At 29.9% G+C, this 16107-nt stretch carries 17 protein-coding genes; 13 read left to right on the top strand and 4 right to left on the bottom strand.

The genetic code is table 11. The features are described 5' to 3' along the window. The first annotated feature begins 207 nt into the window (after positions 1-207). Positions 208-837: a CatB-related O-acetyltransferase gene (locus KPL38_RS13650; RefSeq protein WP_216289705.1), complete on the top strand. Its 630-nt coding sequence runs from the start codon at positions 208-210 to the stop codon at positions 835-837. A 192-nt stretch (positions 838-1029) separates the two neighbouring features. Here the strand turns inward: KPL38_RS13650 and KPL38_RS13645 are convergent, their stop codons facing one another. Then, positions 1030-1707 (bottom strand): DUF1129 domain-containing protein, encoded by a 678-nt coding sequence (locus tag KPL38_RS13645; RefSeq protein ID WP_216289704.1) that lies wholly within the window; start codon positions 1705-1707, stop codon positions 1030-1032. After that, a complete protein-coding gene (locus KPL38_RS13640; RefSeq protein ID WP_216289703.1) occupies positions 1700-2032 on the bottom strand; it encodes a PadR family transcriptional regulator in 333 nt (110 codons plus the stop codon). The genes KPL38_RS13645 and KPL38_RS13640 overlap by 8 nt, the downstream gene beginning before the upstream one ends. Positions 2033-2535: 503 nt before the next feature. Here KPL38_RS13640 and KPL38_RS13635 point away from each other — a divergent pair. Both KPL38_RS13635 and KPL38_RS13630 read left to right on the top strand, forming a co-directional pair. Beyond that, positions 2536-2760 carry a helix-turn-helix transcriptional regulator gene (locus KPL38_RS13635; RefSeq protein WP_216289702.1) on the top strand — a complete coding sequence of 75 codons (225 nt, stop codon included), beginning with the start codon at positions 2536-2538 and terminating at the stop codon, positions 2758-2760. Then, entirely contained in the window at positions 2760-3383 is a 624-nt protein-coding gene (locus KPL38_RS13630; RefSeq protein WP_216289701.1) for a hypothetical protein, read from the top strand. Before KPL38_RS13635 ends, KPL38_RS13630 begins: the two co-directional genes overlap by 1 nt. Before the next feature lie 573 nt (positions 3384-3956). On the opposite strand, the gene KPL38_RS13625 is transcribed toward KPL38_RS13630, so the two are convergent. Then, positions 3957-4166 (bottom strand): hypothetical protein, encoded by a 210-nt coding sequence (locus tag KPL38_RS13625; protein WP_216289700.1) that lies wholly within the window; start codon positions 4164-4166, stop codon positions 3957-3959. Between the two features lie 648 nt (positions 4167-4814). Here KPL38_RS13625 and KPL38_RS19745 point away from each other — a divergent pair. The 4 genes from KPL38_RS19745 (at position 4815) to KPL38_RS13605 (ending at position 7180) form a co-directional block, all read left to right on the top strand. Then, positions 4815-4994, top strand: coding sequence for a hypothetical protein (locus KPL38_RS19745; protein WP_246577971.1), 180 nt, complete (start codon positions 4815-4817; stop codon positions 4992-4994). A gap of 192 nt (positions 4995-5186) precedes the next feature. After that, entirely contained in the window at positions 5187-5840 is a 654-nt protein-coding gene (gene nfsB / locus KPL38_RS13615; RefSeq protein WP_216289699.1) for an oxygen-insensitive NAD(P)H nitroreductase, read from the top strand. A 162-nt stretch (positions 5841-6002) separates the two neighbouring features. Continuing rightward, the gene (locus KPL38_RS13610; protein WP_216289698.1) at positions 6003-6668 is read left to right on the top strand and encodes a type 1 glutamine amidotransferase domain-containing protein; all 666 of its coding nucleotides are present in this window, start codon (positions 6003-6005) and stop codon (positions 6666-6668) included. A gap of 158 nt (positions 6669-6826) precedes the next feature. Beyond that, positions 6827-7180: an HsmA family protein gene (locus KPL38_RS13605; RefSeq protein ID WP_216289706.1), complete on the top strand. Its 354-nt coding sequence runs from the start codon at positions 6827-6829 to the stop codon at positions 7178-7180. A 332-nt stretch (positions 7181-7512) separates the two neighbouring features. Here the strand turns inward: KPL38_RS13605 and KPL38_RS13600 are convergent, their stop codons facing one another. Beyond that, positions 7513-8265 carry a MurR/RpiR family transcriptional regulator gene (locus KPL38_RS13600; RefSeq protein WP_246577970.1) on the bottom strand — a complete coding sequence of 251 codons (753 nt, stop codon included), beginning with the start codon at positions 8263-8265 and terminating at the stop codon, positions 7513-7515. Between the two features lie 465 nt (positions 8266-8730). On the opposite strand from KPL38_RS13600, the gene KPL38_RS13595 reads away from it, so the two are divergent. The 6 genes from KPL38_RS13595 to KPL38_RS13570 all read left to right on the top strand — a co-directional run bounded on the left by KPL38_RS13595 (position 8731) and on the right by KPL38_RS13570 (position 15660). Then, entirely contained in the window at positions 8731-10203 is a 1473-nt protein-coding gene (locus KPL38_RS13595) for an FAD-binding oxidoreductase (protein ID WP_216289696.1), read from the top strand. A gap of 177 nt (positions 10204-10380) precedes the next feature. Continuing rightward, entirely contained in the window at positions 10381-11670 is a 1290-nt protein-coding gene (locus KPL38_RS13590; protein ID WP_216289695.1) for an MFS transporter, read from the top strand. Further along, on the top strand, positions 11648-12442 hold the full coding sequence (locus KPL38_RS13585) for an electron transfer flavoprotein subunit beta/FixA family protein (protein ID WP_216289694.1): 795 nt from the start codon (positions 11648-11650) through the stop codon (positions 12440-12442). The genes KPL38_RS13590 and KPL38_RS13585 overlap by 23 nt, the downstream gene beginning before the upstream one ends. A gap of 2 nt (positions 12443-12444) precedes the next feature. Then, entirely contained in the window at positions 12445-13389 is a 945-nt protein-coding gene (locus tag KPL38_RS13580) for an electron transfer flavoprotein subunit alpha/FixB family protein (RefSeq protein WP_216289693.1), read from the top strand. An 11-nt stretch (positions 13390-13400) separates the two neighbouring features. Beyond that, positions 13401-14177, top strand: a complete 777-nt coding sequence (locus KPL38_RS13575; RefSeq protein WP_216289692.1) for an SDR family NAD(P)-dependent oxidoreductase — start codon at positions 13401-13403, stop codon at positions 14175-14177. A 40-nt stretch (positions 14178-14217) separates the two neighbouring features. Further along, positions 14218-15660, top strand: coding sequence for an FGGY-family carbohydrate kinase (locus KPL38_RS13570; RefSeq protein ID WP_216289691.1), 1443 nt, complete (start codon positions 14218-14220; stop codon positions 15658-15660). The last annotated feature ends 447 nt before the right edge of the window (positions 15661-16107 follow it).

The following is a 16107-nucleotide window of genomic DNA, read 5'->3' as shown; positions in this document are numbered from 1 at the left end:
CAACAATTATACCAGAAAGAGGGGGTCATTGTTTTTTTTCTTAAAAACAGCTACAATCCTTGCAATTGCAGGGTCTTAAATAAATAAAACAAAGATAGTGTTAACACTATCGTTAGTATTTGGGGAGTGATTGTATGAAAAAATGCATTGTAATAATGGAATAGGCATTAACGTATTTTTAATATAATACAAAGGAGAGATTCAAATATGACTATTCCAAATTCAAATAAAATATATCCAAGAAGTAATGATCCCCAAATAGTATATCTTAAAAATGTGATTACAATAACTAATATAAAAGTTGGAGATTATACAATATATAATGATTTTTACGATGATCCTAGAAATTTTGAGAAAAATAATGTATTGTACCATTATCCTATTAATAATGATAAATTGATAATTGGAAAGTTTTGTTCAATTGCATGCAGAGCAAAATTTCTCATGACTAGTGGAAATCATACAATGAAATCACTTTCTACTTATACATTTCCTATTTTTGGCGAAGAGTGGAACGAGACTTTAAACCCCAAAGAAGCATGGGATAATAAAGGTGATATTGAAATTGGAAATGATGTGTGGATAGGATATGAAGCTATAATTATGTCAGGTGTGAAAATTGGAAATGGTGCGATTATTGGAACTAGAGCGGTAGTTACCAATGATGTTCCACCATATACTATTGTTGGAGGCGTACCCTCAAAAGTTATAAAGAAAAGGTATGACGATGAAACAATTTCTAAATTGCTTAAAATTAAGTGGTGGAATTGGACATATGAAAAAATTCAAGCAAATATTAAATATATTCAATCAGGAAACATTGATAAGTTAAAGTGATAGTTTAAAAATATTAAATCATGTAGAAGGTTACAAGTTGGTATTTTTATTTCTAATTATTCTTATGTGTTCTATAAAGGCCCCCCCATATCATTATATGGGGGGCTTTATTAAGAATATACTAATAATATTAAAATACTTCTTAATGCACTGATGTCTTAATATACTGCAACAACTTTTTATAATTAATCTTTATTTCTCTGATACATAATTACCTATAAAATATAAAGCGATTCCAACAATAAGAACTATAATTATATTTAATTTAAATACGAATATTTCCTTTAAAAATATTATACAAGCGAGCATTATAGAAATCCATAGACATGATATTATCCAAAGTTTAAAAAACTCTTTTTTTGTACTAACTTTTTCAGTTTCCTCAAAACAGCTTTTTTTGATATAAATCATAATAGCAATAATCATAATGCCTATCAACAAAAATTGTAAAACAATCCCTAAATTAAAATTTAGAATTAAAGTAAAATGATTAATACCATGTTTTATAATTGCCTCTAGATTTTGTGTAAAATAATTAATAATTGATAATATTGTTATGATCATACCTGTGTACATAATATATTCACTAAATAGTGATGAGTAAGTATAGCTTGATTTATAGGTAGCTACTATTTCTTTACAGTAATTTTTAATATCTGTTGTTCCTAGTACATTTTCAATGCTCACACCTTGTTTCTCAGCATTTAAAAAGCTGTCTAAAATCTGTTGTAGAAATTCTTCAGCGTCTCTTGTTTTTATATTTGATGTTCTTACATAGAATACAATGTCACCAAATATTTTTTCGTTTTCTACCGATAAATTTTTCGACGCTTTATTTAATTGTTTTATTAATGATTTTGTTTTAATCACTTAGATCATCTCCCAATATCTTATTAACTGATTTTGAAATTTTATCCCAAGAACTACAAAAATCTAAATATTCCTGTTTCCCTAATTTAGTAAGAGAATAATATTTTCGTTTTGGTCCCAGAGGCGAGTCCCTACTTATTGAGGACAATAAACCATTTTTTTCAAGTCTAATTAGCAAAGGATATAAAGTTCCTTCAGATAAGTCATCAAAACCACTAATTTTTAATGAACTATACAATTCATATCCATAGGTTTCTTTTTTTAAAATTATTTTTAATATACACCCTTCTAAAATTCCTTTTAATAATTGAGAAGAATTTGCCATTAATACCACCTACCTTGTGATGCAACATAGTTACTATATTGTATTACAACTATGTTGCTATGTCAAGTAGATAAGCTATAGTTATGAAAGTAATACAATGTTTATTGTGGATGTTAGTACGTGCCTTCGGATTGGCTATATAGCACCATAGTTTGTCTGTTTCACATCCCAACTATCTAGGGTACTTGATCATTTGGAATAATTGTTAAAAAAGAATACAAATATAGAACAAAATAAAAGAGATTTCTATATGAAAAATAAGATGCACTAACAAAAGAGAAATGTGGATTTAAGGAAAGAATTATTGTTAGGGCAGATGAAATAAGAGATTTGTGGATATGTGATGTTACTCAATGATATAGAATGATTGTTAAAATTTATGATAAAGAGCTTGTTCTCATAGCGAGTTTAGTAGGTCAAGACTTTTAATTGATAACTATATACAACTTTTTGTTGACTATATACAATATAAATACTATAATAAATCTATAGGGAGGCATATTATGGCAAAAAGAAAAAAGTTATTTAATACAAAAATAAAGGTTCTTAGAGCTGAAAGAAATTTAACACAAGAAGATTTGGCTATAGATTTAGGCGTAAATAGGAGTACTATTTTAGAAATAGAAAGAGGAACTTTTAATCCCTCTCTGAAACTGACTTTTTCTATAGCAAACTACTTTAATAAAAGCATTAATGAAGTTTTTGAGATTGTGGAGGAGGAGAAATAATGAATAATTTAGGAAATGTATTATTGTCTGCACATGTTGCATTTGCTACTCTTATTGTAGCTTGTTTTTTTATGACATTGGTTTTAGACGATGATGAATTACATCGATACGCAATGAATAAAGCAATCAGAGTTTCTGTTATAATAACAATATTGACTTTAATGGGATATTCTCTTTATAAATTAGTTTCTGGTAGTGGTGTTATTAGTATTAATGTGATCTTCTTTGGTATAGAGGGATTAAGTCTTTTAACATTATTATTATATTATCTTGAATTAAAGGGATTTAGCTTATCTTTTAAAGAAAATAAAAAAATGGGTGAATTTTTAACTACAGTGTCAATAATTATAAGTATATTAACTACAATTAGTATGTTATTTGAATTCAAATTATTTGCTAATCCTACAGGAATTATTAGATATGATGTGTTAATATTATTAATAAATTTTCTTGTTCTGCCATTAGAAGTACCTTTTTTCCCTAATAGGAACAAAATACTTAGTCGAGATGCCTATAAAAAAGAGCACAAAGAGTTAAAGAAAACATTTAATATATTCACAGTAATATATATAATATTCATGTTATTAGGAATTATATATATTATTTATAGCCGCTTTAATTAGTTTATTAGAAGGCTTGAATAATATTAATATTTTAAAATTTAAGAAGTAGTTTTTAGAAATCAAGTATATTTATAATGATTAATTAATTCGTAATAGAAGTAATGCGAATGTAACTCAATTATAATCTTTTGTTCAATAAATGGTGGGCAGTTCAGGTCAGTTCAATCGTATGTGGGGGTATTTCCTTTTAATTATACGCCTTTATGTTTTATTTCAATAATTTTGTTGAAATAAAACATAAGAATGGTTATTCAATTTAAATATACTAAAAAATCAACAACGTAATGAATGTTTAAATACATTAAGTGATTTTCATATAAAGCGAATAAATTAATAAAAATAAGTAACAGAAGTATATTTTACCATAAGATCTAGGACATAGTAATATCAAAGCCTACCATATTCTTTCTAAAGATAAATAGTAGGCTATCAAAATAAGAACACTATAAACAATAGTAAAACCTCCATTTCAATAAATCTATAATGAATCATCAGACGTAAGCTTTTAAAAGATCACTCGAACCAATAGGAGGAGTGATCTTTTAAAAGAAAAAATGATTTATTTTTGTATTTTTATTTAAAAAGTTTAAATATATCCCAAATGCTAAATGTAGTCTTTTTATATATTTTATTTTTAATAGCACGTTTTGGATTCTTTATATAGCCCATTCCCTTCATGCCATACCCTGGTATAACAGCTTTCTTCATTTGTCTTTTTAACTTTCCAGTAGTTCGTGCTTTTAATGATTTCATTGGGTTTGGTGTTCTTAGTCCCATTTTCATTTAATAATCTCTCCTTTATTTAGTAATTATTTTATTCCTTTTATTCATAATGTATATTACAATCTTTAAGTACTTTATTAAAGATACTTTATTTTGAAATAAATTTTAATTAATAATAATGTATGTACATATAAGTGGGTAGTGAGAATGGATAAAATTGTTATTTTTATCATTATCCAAATTATAAGTTAATATTATAATAAATCAAATAATACGTCAAGTAAAAAAGAGTACGTTTAAACTTATAAACCTTGCATTGAATCATATTCATATATAAGGAAATCATTTATAGTAGCTTAATGATGTGTAGTTTGCGGATAAATAATATCTGCGGGCCTTATCTTTTTATGCAGAATTTTAAATTAAAGCTATTGACATTAAGATTAAAAGAAAGTATATTATAAATAAGCAATTAAATTGTATAAAATTAAATTTAATAAAACTAATATAAGAATATAATAATCAGGGTTTTAAAATAGTATACCTAAAGAGCACGGAGAAGAGTTAGCGAAAAACTTAGATTTTTTATTAAAGGTTTTATAAGGAATATGTTAATAAATATTAACATATTTATTGATAGTGGGTGTTAATACGGAAATAGTTACATGAAGCGTTATTAATTATTAGATATTAAAAGGAGAGAATAAAATGAAAATTATAGCTTTGAAATTTTATAAAAATGGCGAGATGAGTGAGGCATTTGCTTTAGGCGGCTCTATGAAGAAAGAAGATGTGGACCCCAATAAAGTATATCCAGCTAGTTTACAGAATTATTTAATAGATACAGGAAAAATGAACTTTCGGTTGTATTTGAGGACAAAGATTTAGCCATTAAAAGTTTATCAAATGTTAGAGAATTTATTAAGCAAAATGATACAGTTTATTTATCAACTCATACTCCTGAAGGTTTCAATTCTTTGGAGAAAAAATTGGTTATGAAATTACAATAAGTTATTATAGCATTTTGAGTTCGGGTAATGCTAATAAATACTAAATTATTTATAAGAGGAGGAAAAGAATATGAACTTAATTGAAATTTTAAACACACGTTATTCTGTAAAGGAGTTTGATTCTACAAAGAAAATTTCTGATGAGGATTCCATAAAAATCAAGGCTCTTTTAAGACTGAGTGCATCTAGTGTTAATTGTCAACCATGGCACTTTGTAATTGCAAATACTGATGAAGGTAAAAAACAAATTAGTAAAAGCACTCAAGGCTTTTTTAATTTTAATGAGGCTAAAGTGCTAGATGCAGCTCAGGTTATTGTATTTTGCTCAAGAACAGATATGGATGAAGACTATTTACTTCATGTATTAGAAAAAGAGGATGCTGATTCTCGTTATACTGAGAAAGAATTTAAAGATAACCAACATATGGGACGTTCAAGATTTGTAAATATACATCGTGATGATGAAAAAGATTTACAAAATTGGATGGATAAACAAGTGTATTTAAACCTTGGTAATCTTTTATTAGGTGTTGCGACTCTTGGCATTGATGCCGTACCAATGGAAGGTTTTGATGCAAAAGTTTTAGATGAAGAGTTAGGTTTACGTAAAAAAGGATATACAGCAATTGCAATAGTTGGATTGGGTTATCGCAGTGATAATGATTTTAACGCTGAATTACCTAAATCTAGATTAATAGAGGATGAAATCATTACTAGCATTTAATATATAAAAAACTTTACCGTCTATTCCATGTGGATAGGTTTAACAAATGTGAAATATTAACTAATAAAGTAATAAATAGAAATAATTTCAACTTACTATTGTAATTGGTCTCAAACAATTTACAATCAAAGAAGAAAATAATTGTTAAAAAGGAGAAAAAATATGAACAAAAAAATATTAATAATATCTACAAGTGAGAGCAATATGAATGGGCATCCAACTGGGTTATGGTTAGAGGAACTTGCAGAACCATACAATGTATTCAAAAAAGCTGAATTAGAAGTAGACATAGCTTCAATTTTAGGTGGAAAAGTAATACTAGATAAAGTTTCTATTCCAAATGGAATTCCGAGTGAATATCAAGAGGCCAACAAATTATTAAAGAATACACAATCTTTAGAAACTGCCATGAAAAATTCTTATGATGCTATATTATTTTCAGGTGGTCATGGTCCTTTAATTGACTTTGTAAATAATAAAAATATAGAAAAATTAATTTTAGATACTTATAATAATGGAGATATTGTAGCTGGTGTATGTCATGGAGTTGCAGCTTTTACTAACATTAAAAATAAAAATGGAAAATATTTTGTAGATGGTAAAAGTTTAATTGCTTTTACTGATACTGAAGAAGTGCTTGCTGGTTTATCAGATAAAGTTCCTTTCGCAGTAGAAAGTAGATTAAGAGAGCAAGGGGCAATTATTGATAAAGGTGCAGATTTTACTGAGAAAGTAGTTGTAGACAAAAACTTTATAACTGGTCAAAATCCTCAATCAAGCCATAAGATAGCTGAGATAATTTTAGAAAATACAAATAATAACAAATAATATTATTTATTTTAGTATATAATTAACGTAATAATAACTCGCTGTAAAGCGAGTTATTTGATTTGGGAGAATATATTAAAACAATTACTGCCACAAAAGTGGATATAGACTAACAACAAGGGAGGATTTTTATTTTGATTAACTATGGATTAGTGGGAATGATGTTTATTAGCTTAGCTTTGGTAATTTATACAATAGGTGTTTGGAGTGAACGAATTAAAGGCAGACTCAAGTGGTGGCACGTGGGAATGTTTTATAGTGGATTAGTATGCGATACGATAGGAACTGGGGCAATGACTATCATGGCGGGTGGGCTGTTTCAATTTAGCTTTCATGGAATAACAGGTTTAGCAGCTATATTGATTATGCTCTTTCATGCTGGTTGGGCTACCTTAGTTTTAATAGATAAAAATGAAGTTAGAATCGTCAAGTTTCATAAATTCAGTCTTATAGTATGGGTTATTTGGTTGATTCCGATGGTTACTGGTGCAATTTTTGGTGTGACAAGTTAGTATAGTATTATTCTGATCAGATAAGAAATATGTAACTTATATATTTCAGTAGTTTTTTCTTCGTTAAAATACAATAAATTTAAACATAGAAAAATAGCGTTGATATAAAATCAATGCTATTTTAAATTACATAACTGTTATTTTAGTGTTTAAATTATCTCTGTAAATCTGCATTATAAACTCACGACAATAACCAAAGTTTAGTCTTGAACAGAATAGGCAAAAGGTAACAACTCTCTTACTGCAATCTTTTTCAACGGTTCGCGATGACCATGCAAATAGACTTCAAATGGAATTTTCATCTGGTTGTAAAAGAATATGTGATGTAAATGTTATATATCTTCTTTCGTAGTATTCATTTGTTTTTGTTCAACATTCTTCTGACGATTTTTAAGGATAATGTGTTGAATAACTTCTTCAATGAAAATAAAAAATATAGTTCTTGATTTTTCATAAGGTTTAAAATTATTTGATTGAGTTGATTTAGTAAGCATTAAAACATTATCATAATTGGAGAGTAATGATGTATTATATTCTTCAACTATTAATAATACTTTGCAATTATGGCTCTTAGAATAATTATAAATTTTTTCAAATGATTTGAATTTGCCCGTTGCAGAAAATATGACAAGCAAACTTTTGTCATCGATTAATCTTTCTACAGATATTTCATCAGGTGCTGAACTTATAAATTTGTTCGTTGTAAGTCTTAATTTGTATTCAAAGTATTGAGTACAAATGAACGATGGTCCATATCCAAAAAGTATAATCTTATCGCAAGAATTCATTAAATCGATAAATTCATCAACTAAAGATAAATCAAAATCATCTAAAAAATCTTTTATTCTTTCTAATTCATTAGAAGAATATTTTTGAGAAATTTCATGACCATATAAGAAATTCATATATTGTTTATAATTATTGAAGCCTAATTTCTTTACGAATTTGGAGATCTTTGACATAGAACAACCGCATGCTTCTGCGGCTTGTGCGATTTTAAGATTTAAATTTTCCTTAGAGCATTTAATAATGGTTTCGTTAATTTGGTGCTCTAATGTATTTAATTTATTAACATCAATATTCATCATAATTTTAACTTAACGTAAAATACTTACGTTTTCTCCTTAATTGTGTATTAGTAAAATAACTCATTAATATAATATAGCATTTGGAATTTGCTTCGTAAACTTATAAACAACGCATCTATTAAATGCCATAATGTCTTTAATGATATATTATCATTAAGTTATAGAAAAATAAACCTAATATATGCTTTTTGTTGTTTATTTCAATATAAAGCATCCCTAATAATTACAAGTGAAAATTTAGATAATCAGTAAAATTTATTCCTACGCTTTTAGGTGCTATTACAAAAATAAGTAGAAAGTTTTCCAATAATAATAATAAAAAAACAATTTGAATGAAAACTTTCCAAAAAACCATTGACATATAGCACTGCTGGTAGTATCGTTTACATATAGGATAAAGTCAACTAAATAAAAGTTTTAATGTTGATATTTATAAATTTATTTATAACTTAGGAGGCTATTATGAATAAGGAAAAGGTATTAGAAGATTTGAAGTGTATTTTATTAGATGAACAAATTGATACAAATTATGATGATTTGTATGATGCATCTGCAGATCGCTATAAAAAATATGCAAAGGCTAAAAAAGTATTAGATGTCCCAATGCCTACTGCAATTTTGTTTCCAAAGTCTGTGGATGAGGTCAAATCTCTTTTAATGTATTGTAATGAAAACAATGTTAATGTAATCCCAAGAAGTGGTAAGACTGCTACAGAAGGTGGTTTAGAAAACTGGAAGGAACTAACACTTGTAATAGATGGTAAGTACCTAAATAAGATTATTAAAATTGATGAATATAACATGGAAGCAACTGTGCAAGCAGGTGTTCCTCTACAAGTAATAGAAGATGAACTCAGAAAATCAGGATTAACAACAGGACATTCTCCACAATCTAAACCAGTTGCTCAATATGGCGGACTCGTTGCTACAAGAAGTATTGGACAATTTTCAACTTTATATGGTGGAATTGAAGATATGGTAGTAGGACTAGAATGTGTTTTCCCAGATGGACATATTTCAAGAATTAAGAATGTCCCACGTCGTGCTGGTGGACCGGATATAAGGCACATTGTTATTGGTAACGAAGGGACATTATGCTATATTACAGAAGTTACTGTTAAAATATTCAAATTTTTTCCAGAGAACAATAAATTCTATGGATACCTTGTAAAAGATGTTGAATCTGGAATTAAAGTATTAAGAGAAGTTATGGTTAATGGGTATCGCCCATCTGTTGCTCGAACATATTCTGAGGAAGATGCAAGACAACATTTTTACCACTTTTACAAAGGTAAATGTGTATTAATATTTATGGCTGAAGGAAATAGAGAAATGGTAAATGCTATTTGCTCAGGAATTGAAGATGCTACTGAAAAATTCAAGGATAGCATTATTGAACAAGTTGATAGCAAACTTATAGAAGATTGGTTTAATCATTTGAACTGGTCACAAAAGGATATTGATGATGAGTTCCAAGGAATGATTGATAATGATAAGCATGATGGATATACAACTGAAATTTCAGCTAACTGGGAGATGCTTCCTAAAATATATGATAGCGTTATTAACAGGATTAAAACTGAATTTAAACGTCCAAATGACTTGACAATGCTCGGTGGACATTCATCTCACAGTTACATAAACGGAGCTAATATGTACTTCGTTTATAATTATAATATCAATTGTGCACCAGAAGATGAAATGAGAATATACCACCATCCAATACAAACAATTATTGTAGAAGAAACATTAAAACTTGGAGGATCTATGTGTCACCATCACGGGATTGGTAAGTTCCGTAATGAATGGACTAAAGCAGAACATGGCAGCGCATATTATATGTTAGAAAAATTAAAAGAAGCTTTTGATCCAAAGGGCATTATGAATTTTGGAACTATATATCCACAAGAAGAAGGCATTAAATATCAAAAATGAGAATAATTTTACAATTAAATAGTATTTTATAAATATTATTTAATTGTAAAATAAACTATTTCCATAGGCTTAAGAGTAAATTCTTAAGCCCATGTTATACAATAAGTAAAGGATTACAATATTTAAAATGAGAAAGAGCACTTTAAAATAAAAATTGGTAATTTTAGGGGGAAGTATATGAATAATAAAAACTTAAAAAGATATTTTCAATTTTTCCTAATTGTTTTAGCAGCAGGATCCATATTCCCTATTATTTATTTAAGAACAAACTATCAGCAAACCCTTTTACAGGTTTTCAATATGACATTACCTCAATTGAATTCTATTTATTCTGTTTTAGGAATTGTGTGGGTAGTTGGTTATTTTCCAAGTGGGTTAATAAGTGATAAATTTTCTGCAAAGTGGTTATTATCTATTTCACTTTTTGGTGTTGCAGCGGCTGGTTTCTGGTTTGCTCAAATTCCTAGTTACAAGAATGTAGTTGTTATTTATGGTATATGGGGTATATTCTCCGTATTTACATTTTGGAGTGCTCATATGAAAATTGTTAAATTACTTGCAAAGAAAGAAGAAGAAGGCCGATTCTTCGGAATACTTGATGGTGGACGTGGCGTAGTAGAAGCTTTACTTGCAAGTCTTGCACTATATATTTTCACTAAGGTAATGGGAGGCAGTACAAATTTAGCAAACAATAGGTCAGCTATAGTATCAATTATATATATGTACTCAATAGTAGTATTTGTGGTTGGTATACTTGTTACAATCTTTGTTGAAAATGATAAGAAGGCTGGATATCAAAAGGTTGCGGGTGTAGCACCTAAACAAAAGGTTAAGTTATCAGATTTTGAAGGGGTATTCAAGAATAAGTATGTGTATATAATGGGTGGAATTATATTCATGTCTTATACAGTGTATTGGACAGTTTATTACCTTGGAGGATTCCTACAAGGTAATGTTGGAGTAGATGCGGTAAGCGTAGCAACTATTATGTTAATTGTTCTTTGGATGAGACCAGTTGGTGGAGTTATTGGAGGATTTTTAGCAGACAAATTTGGAAAAGAAAGAACTCTTAGCGGTGCACTTTTAGGAGCAGTAGTTTGTCTTCTTCTAATATCAATTTTACCAACTAGTTTAAGCAAGAATATATTCTATGCATTAATTATATTAGGAGGAATATTTTTATATTCCATTCGTGGTGTTTATTGGTCATTACTTGGTGACGCAAAGATTGACGACAAAATACTTGGAGCAGCAATAGGATTAATATCTTTAGTTGGTTATTTGCCAGATATTATATTACCGATATTTAATAGTGCTCTATTTAAGACCTTTGGAGACAAAGGTGGATATAATGCATACTTCATAGCAAGTGCAGTAATGGGCGTTATTGGTATAGCATTAGTTACTGTGTTTACTAATCTTAATAAAAAGGAGAAAGCTAAAGTTGAAAATAATTTGTCTAATTAAGTTCATTCCAGATGTGGATAACTTTACGTACGATTATGAAAAAAATGTATTGGTCAGAGAAAATGTAAAGTTACTCCTTAATCCGGAGGATGCCTGTGCCTTAGCCTTTGCTCTAAGAATAAAACAAAAAAATGTAGAGACTTTTGTAGAAATAGTTAGTATGGCTCCACAAAGCACTATTCCTCTTATAGAGGATTTGCTGAGGCTCAATGTTGATAAAGCAACACTTATATCTGATAAACTTTATGGGGGGAGTGATACTTATGTAACAAGTAAAATCATAGCTAAGTATTTAATCAAAGAGGAATATGATTTCATTCTTACTGGAAGTCATTCCTTGGATGGCGATACTGCCCACATACCTTCACAAATTGCTGAAATGTTACAAATTAGTCAGCTATCTAATATTGTGAAGGTTTATGAGGAGAGTTTAGAAAATGATAGTGTGATAGTTCTAGTTGATTGTGAAAAAAAACAGTCAAAATACGAGATGGTACTTCCGAGTGTCCTAAGCATAGGAAGAGATAGCAAATATAAATTACCTTTTGTAAAGTACAAGGATTTGGAGCTTAATGTAAGAGATAGGATATCAGTGATTACAAATAAAAAATTGGAGTTCCTTCAAGATGAAGTTGGAATTAAAGGGTCATTAACCAAAGTAAATAGAACATTTACGAGGAAACTCTATAAGAAAGACAAAGTGGTTGTGCATAATGATGATGAAGGAATTGAAGTGGTGTATAAATTTTTGAAAGCTAAAGGATTTGTTTGATTATGAAAAGAAGTTTAATTTACTTTGATGAAGAAGATTTTCAGAATTCCATAGATTTATTAGAAGTGGTAAATCAGATTTATAAAGATAGTGAATATGAAACCTATGCTATTTGTTTTAATAATAATTATGGAGTAATTGATGGGAAATTTGATTATCTAATTACCATTCAAAATGAAGAGATAAAGAATTATGATCTTCAAAATATAACAAATTGTATAGAAGAATTACATCATACTTATGATTTTGATAGCATACTTATTCCAGCCACATACTTAGGTAGGATGCTTGCTCCAAGACTAGCAATGAGGCTTAAAGTTGGCTTGGTTGCAGATGTTACAGCCATTGAGCATAATGATGGTCAAGTTGAGATGGTAAGACCGGCCTTTAGTGGCAAAATTTTTGCTGGTATTGTTAACAAAGATTGTAAGCCCACTATGATGAGTGTAAGACCAAATGTATTTGTCTATACCACATCTATTATAAAGAAAACAAAAAAAATCAACTTCGAACCAACTACCGTGAGGCCAACCAAGATTAGACTACTTGAAACAAAAGAAAAAGAAAAAATAAAGGATATAAGGGAAAGTGAAGTTTTGATTTCTGGTGGCGGTGGTGTAATAGAAGATTTTAAGCATTTATATTTATTAGCCAATGAATTGAATGGAATGGTATCTGCTAGTAGAAGCATTGTAGATAGTGGTATAGCTCCACGAGGTATTCAAGTAGGGCAATCAGGAAAAACTGTGAGTCCCAAATTATACATTGCATTAGGCATTTATGGGTCACTTCAGCATATTGAAGGATTAAAAAATGTTGAAAATATAATTTCAGTAAATATAAATAAGGATGCTCCTATTTGTAGTTTGTCAGATATTGTTGTTGAAGGAGATGCCATAGAGTTTATTGATAAGTTAATAGAAAAAATAAATAAAAATAGAATTTAGGAGGAATAAAAATGAATATTACAGATTTCCAAATGGATTATTTTTCTTTAAAAGGTAAAAATGCAATTGTAACTGGTGGTAACACGGGACTCGGTCAGGCATTCTCTCTATCACTCGCAAAAGCAGGAGCAAATATCTTAATGCCAAGTGTTATGCCGGATGATCCAGAGTTTAACAAGCTAATCGAAGCAGAAGGCGTAAAAGCAATATACATGGAAGGCGATATAACAAAACCAGGAGTTTGTAAGGCAATAGTTGATAAATGTGTTGAAGAATTAGGAACAGTTGATATTTTACTAAACTGTGCAGGAATATGCATTTGTAAACCAGTCTTAGAATTTGGTAGAAAGGAATGGGACATTATGATGTCTATTAATCTTACAGGAGCATTTGAAATGACTCATGAAGTTATACAACATATGATTCCACAAAAGAGCGGTAAGATTATTAACGTTTGCTCAATGTTCTCTTTCCTCGGCGGACAATATTCACCAGCTTATACTGCTTCAAAGGCTGGTATCGCTGGTTTAACAAGAACATATGCTGATGAATTGGCGCAATATAATATTCAAGTTAATGGTATTGCACCAGGATATTTTAAAACTAAAGCTGCAGCATTTTCAATGAATGATCCAGAAAGAAATAAAAGGATTATGGACCATACACCAGAGGGTAGATGGGGAGATGTTCATGATTTAATGGGATCAACAGTATTCTTAGCAAGTAAAGCTTCTCAATTTGTAAATGGTACTGTTTTAGCAGTTGATGGTGGTTATTTAATGAGATAGTATTATAAAGTAAATAACAATGGAGTATAGGGGGAAGCGTATGACAAATCAATATATTATAGCAATCGATGGTGGAACACAAAGTACAAAAGTAGCCATTTTTGATACAGTAGGAACAGAGGTTTGCTCTTATACCTTACAGCTTCGACCAATCGAGCTGGGTGAAAATGGTAGAGCGGAACATCCTGATGATGACTTGTGGGATAGCTTGAAACTGGCCTGTGAAGAAATATTCAAAAAATTCCATGGGGACAAAAAAGACATTATAGGAGTTGGACTTGGCTCAATTAGATGTTGTCGCGCCTTAGTTAAAGAAAATGGTGATTTGGCTTCACCGGTGCAAAGCTGGATGGATCTTAGATTATCGAAACCGTATGAACATGAGGATGACAATGTGAAGTATGTTACGACTACAACAGGTTATCTTACTTATAGACTGACTGGTGAGACAAAGGATACAAGAGCTAATTACGTAGGTCCTTGGCCAATAGATCCAATGACTTTGGAATGGTTTGAAGATAAAGAAAAGTTTGACAAATTTACTACACCAAGAGAAATGCTGTTTGATCTTGTTGATCCTGCGTCGATTTTGGGAAAAATCACAGCTAAAGCGAGCGCCGCAACAGGTATACCAGTAGGTTTAAAAGTAGTGTCAACGGCAAATGATAAAGCAGTTGAAGGCTTAGGTGCTGGTCTTGTAAATGATGGAACAGTACTGGTATCATTAGGTACTTATATTACTTCAATGATGGTTGGAGAAGAAAATAATCCGAGTACAAAGAACTACTGGAGTAATCCAGGAGCTACGAAAGGAGAGTGGCTTTATGAAAGTAGCGGTATAAGGCGAGGTATGGCAACTGTTACATGGATAAAGGATATTTTGGGTAGTGATATTGTCAATGAAGCTAAAAAAAGAGGTATGTCACCAGAAGGGTATTTAAATGTTCTAGGAGCAGATGTACCAGCTGGATGTAATGGCCTTTATACAGTTCTTAACTGGCTAGCGTGCCCTGATAAGTTGTATCAGCGTGGTATGATGATTGGATTTAATGGTACGCATAAGGGTCAACATATGTTCCGTTCTATACTTGAAGGTATCGCATTTACAATGAAAAATTATGCTCAAGCAATGTGTGATGAACGAGGTATAGAGTTATCTAATATTGTTGTTAGTGGTGGCGGATCAAATGGAGAACTCTTTATGCAAATATTTGCTGATGTCTTTGGCGTACCGGCTCACAGAAATGTCGTAAATGGCTCTGCCAGCATGGGCGCTGCAATATGCGTAGCCTTAGCACTTGGCGTTTATAAGGAAAGGAATGAAGCGATTGAACATATGGTAAAGCGTAGAGACACTTTTATGCCAATTGATGAAAATGTAAATATTTACGAAAAGATGAACGAGAATGTTTATAAGCATATCACATCATACACAGATGAACTTTTAAAGAAATCACAAGAGATTTTTCAAGGGAAGATATAAATACTTTAAACTAATTTAGTGTAATGAAAAACTAAAAAAATAATGAATGACTGGTAAATATCCGTTATGGTTATTTGTCGGTGCATTCATTATTTTTCATTAGTGCAACTTGAAACAAGAAGAGAAAAATACTTAAACTCACCCGATATTATTACCAATTTGTAAAATTGAAGAAAATTTAAAAGCTTTATAGAGGGATTATATCCCCTATGAGGCCTTTTTGCATATCTATTTATATATCATTTTCAAATGCTAAAACTTTAGATGATTTCACTTTTTAAAATTCACGTTGTTAAAAAAATAAACTTAGAAAGAATTAATAAATTCAAAGTTTTATGTCAACTGAATTTGAAAATGTCCCAAAAAGTTTTAATTATTAGCACCAGCAATAGCTGGTGCTTTATTACGTTTTTAACCTATTTTGGGGTATAGCAAACACATCTTAAA

It is taken from the genome of Clostridium psychrophilum (assembly GCF_018861705.1).
Lineage (GTDB): Bacteria > Bacillota > Clostridia > Clostridiales > Clostridiaceae > Clostridium_AD > Clostridium_AD psychrophilum.
This window is presented reverse-complemented; position numbering and strand designations above follow the sequence as displayed.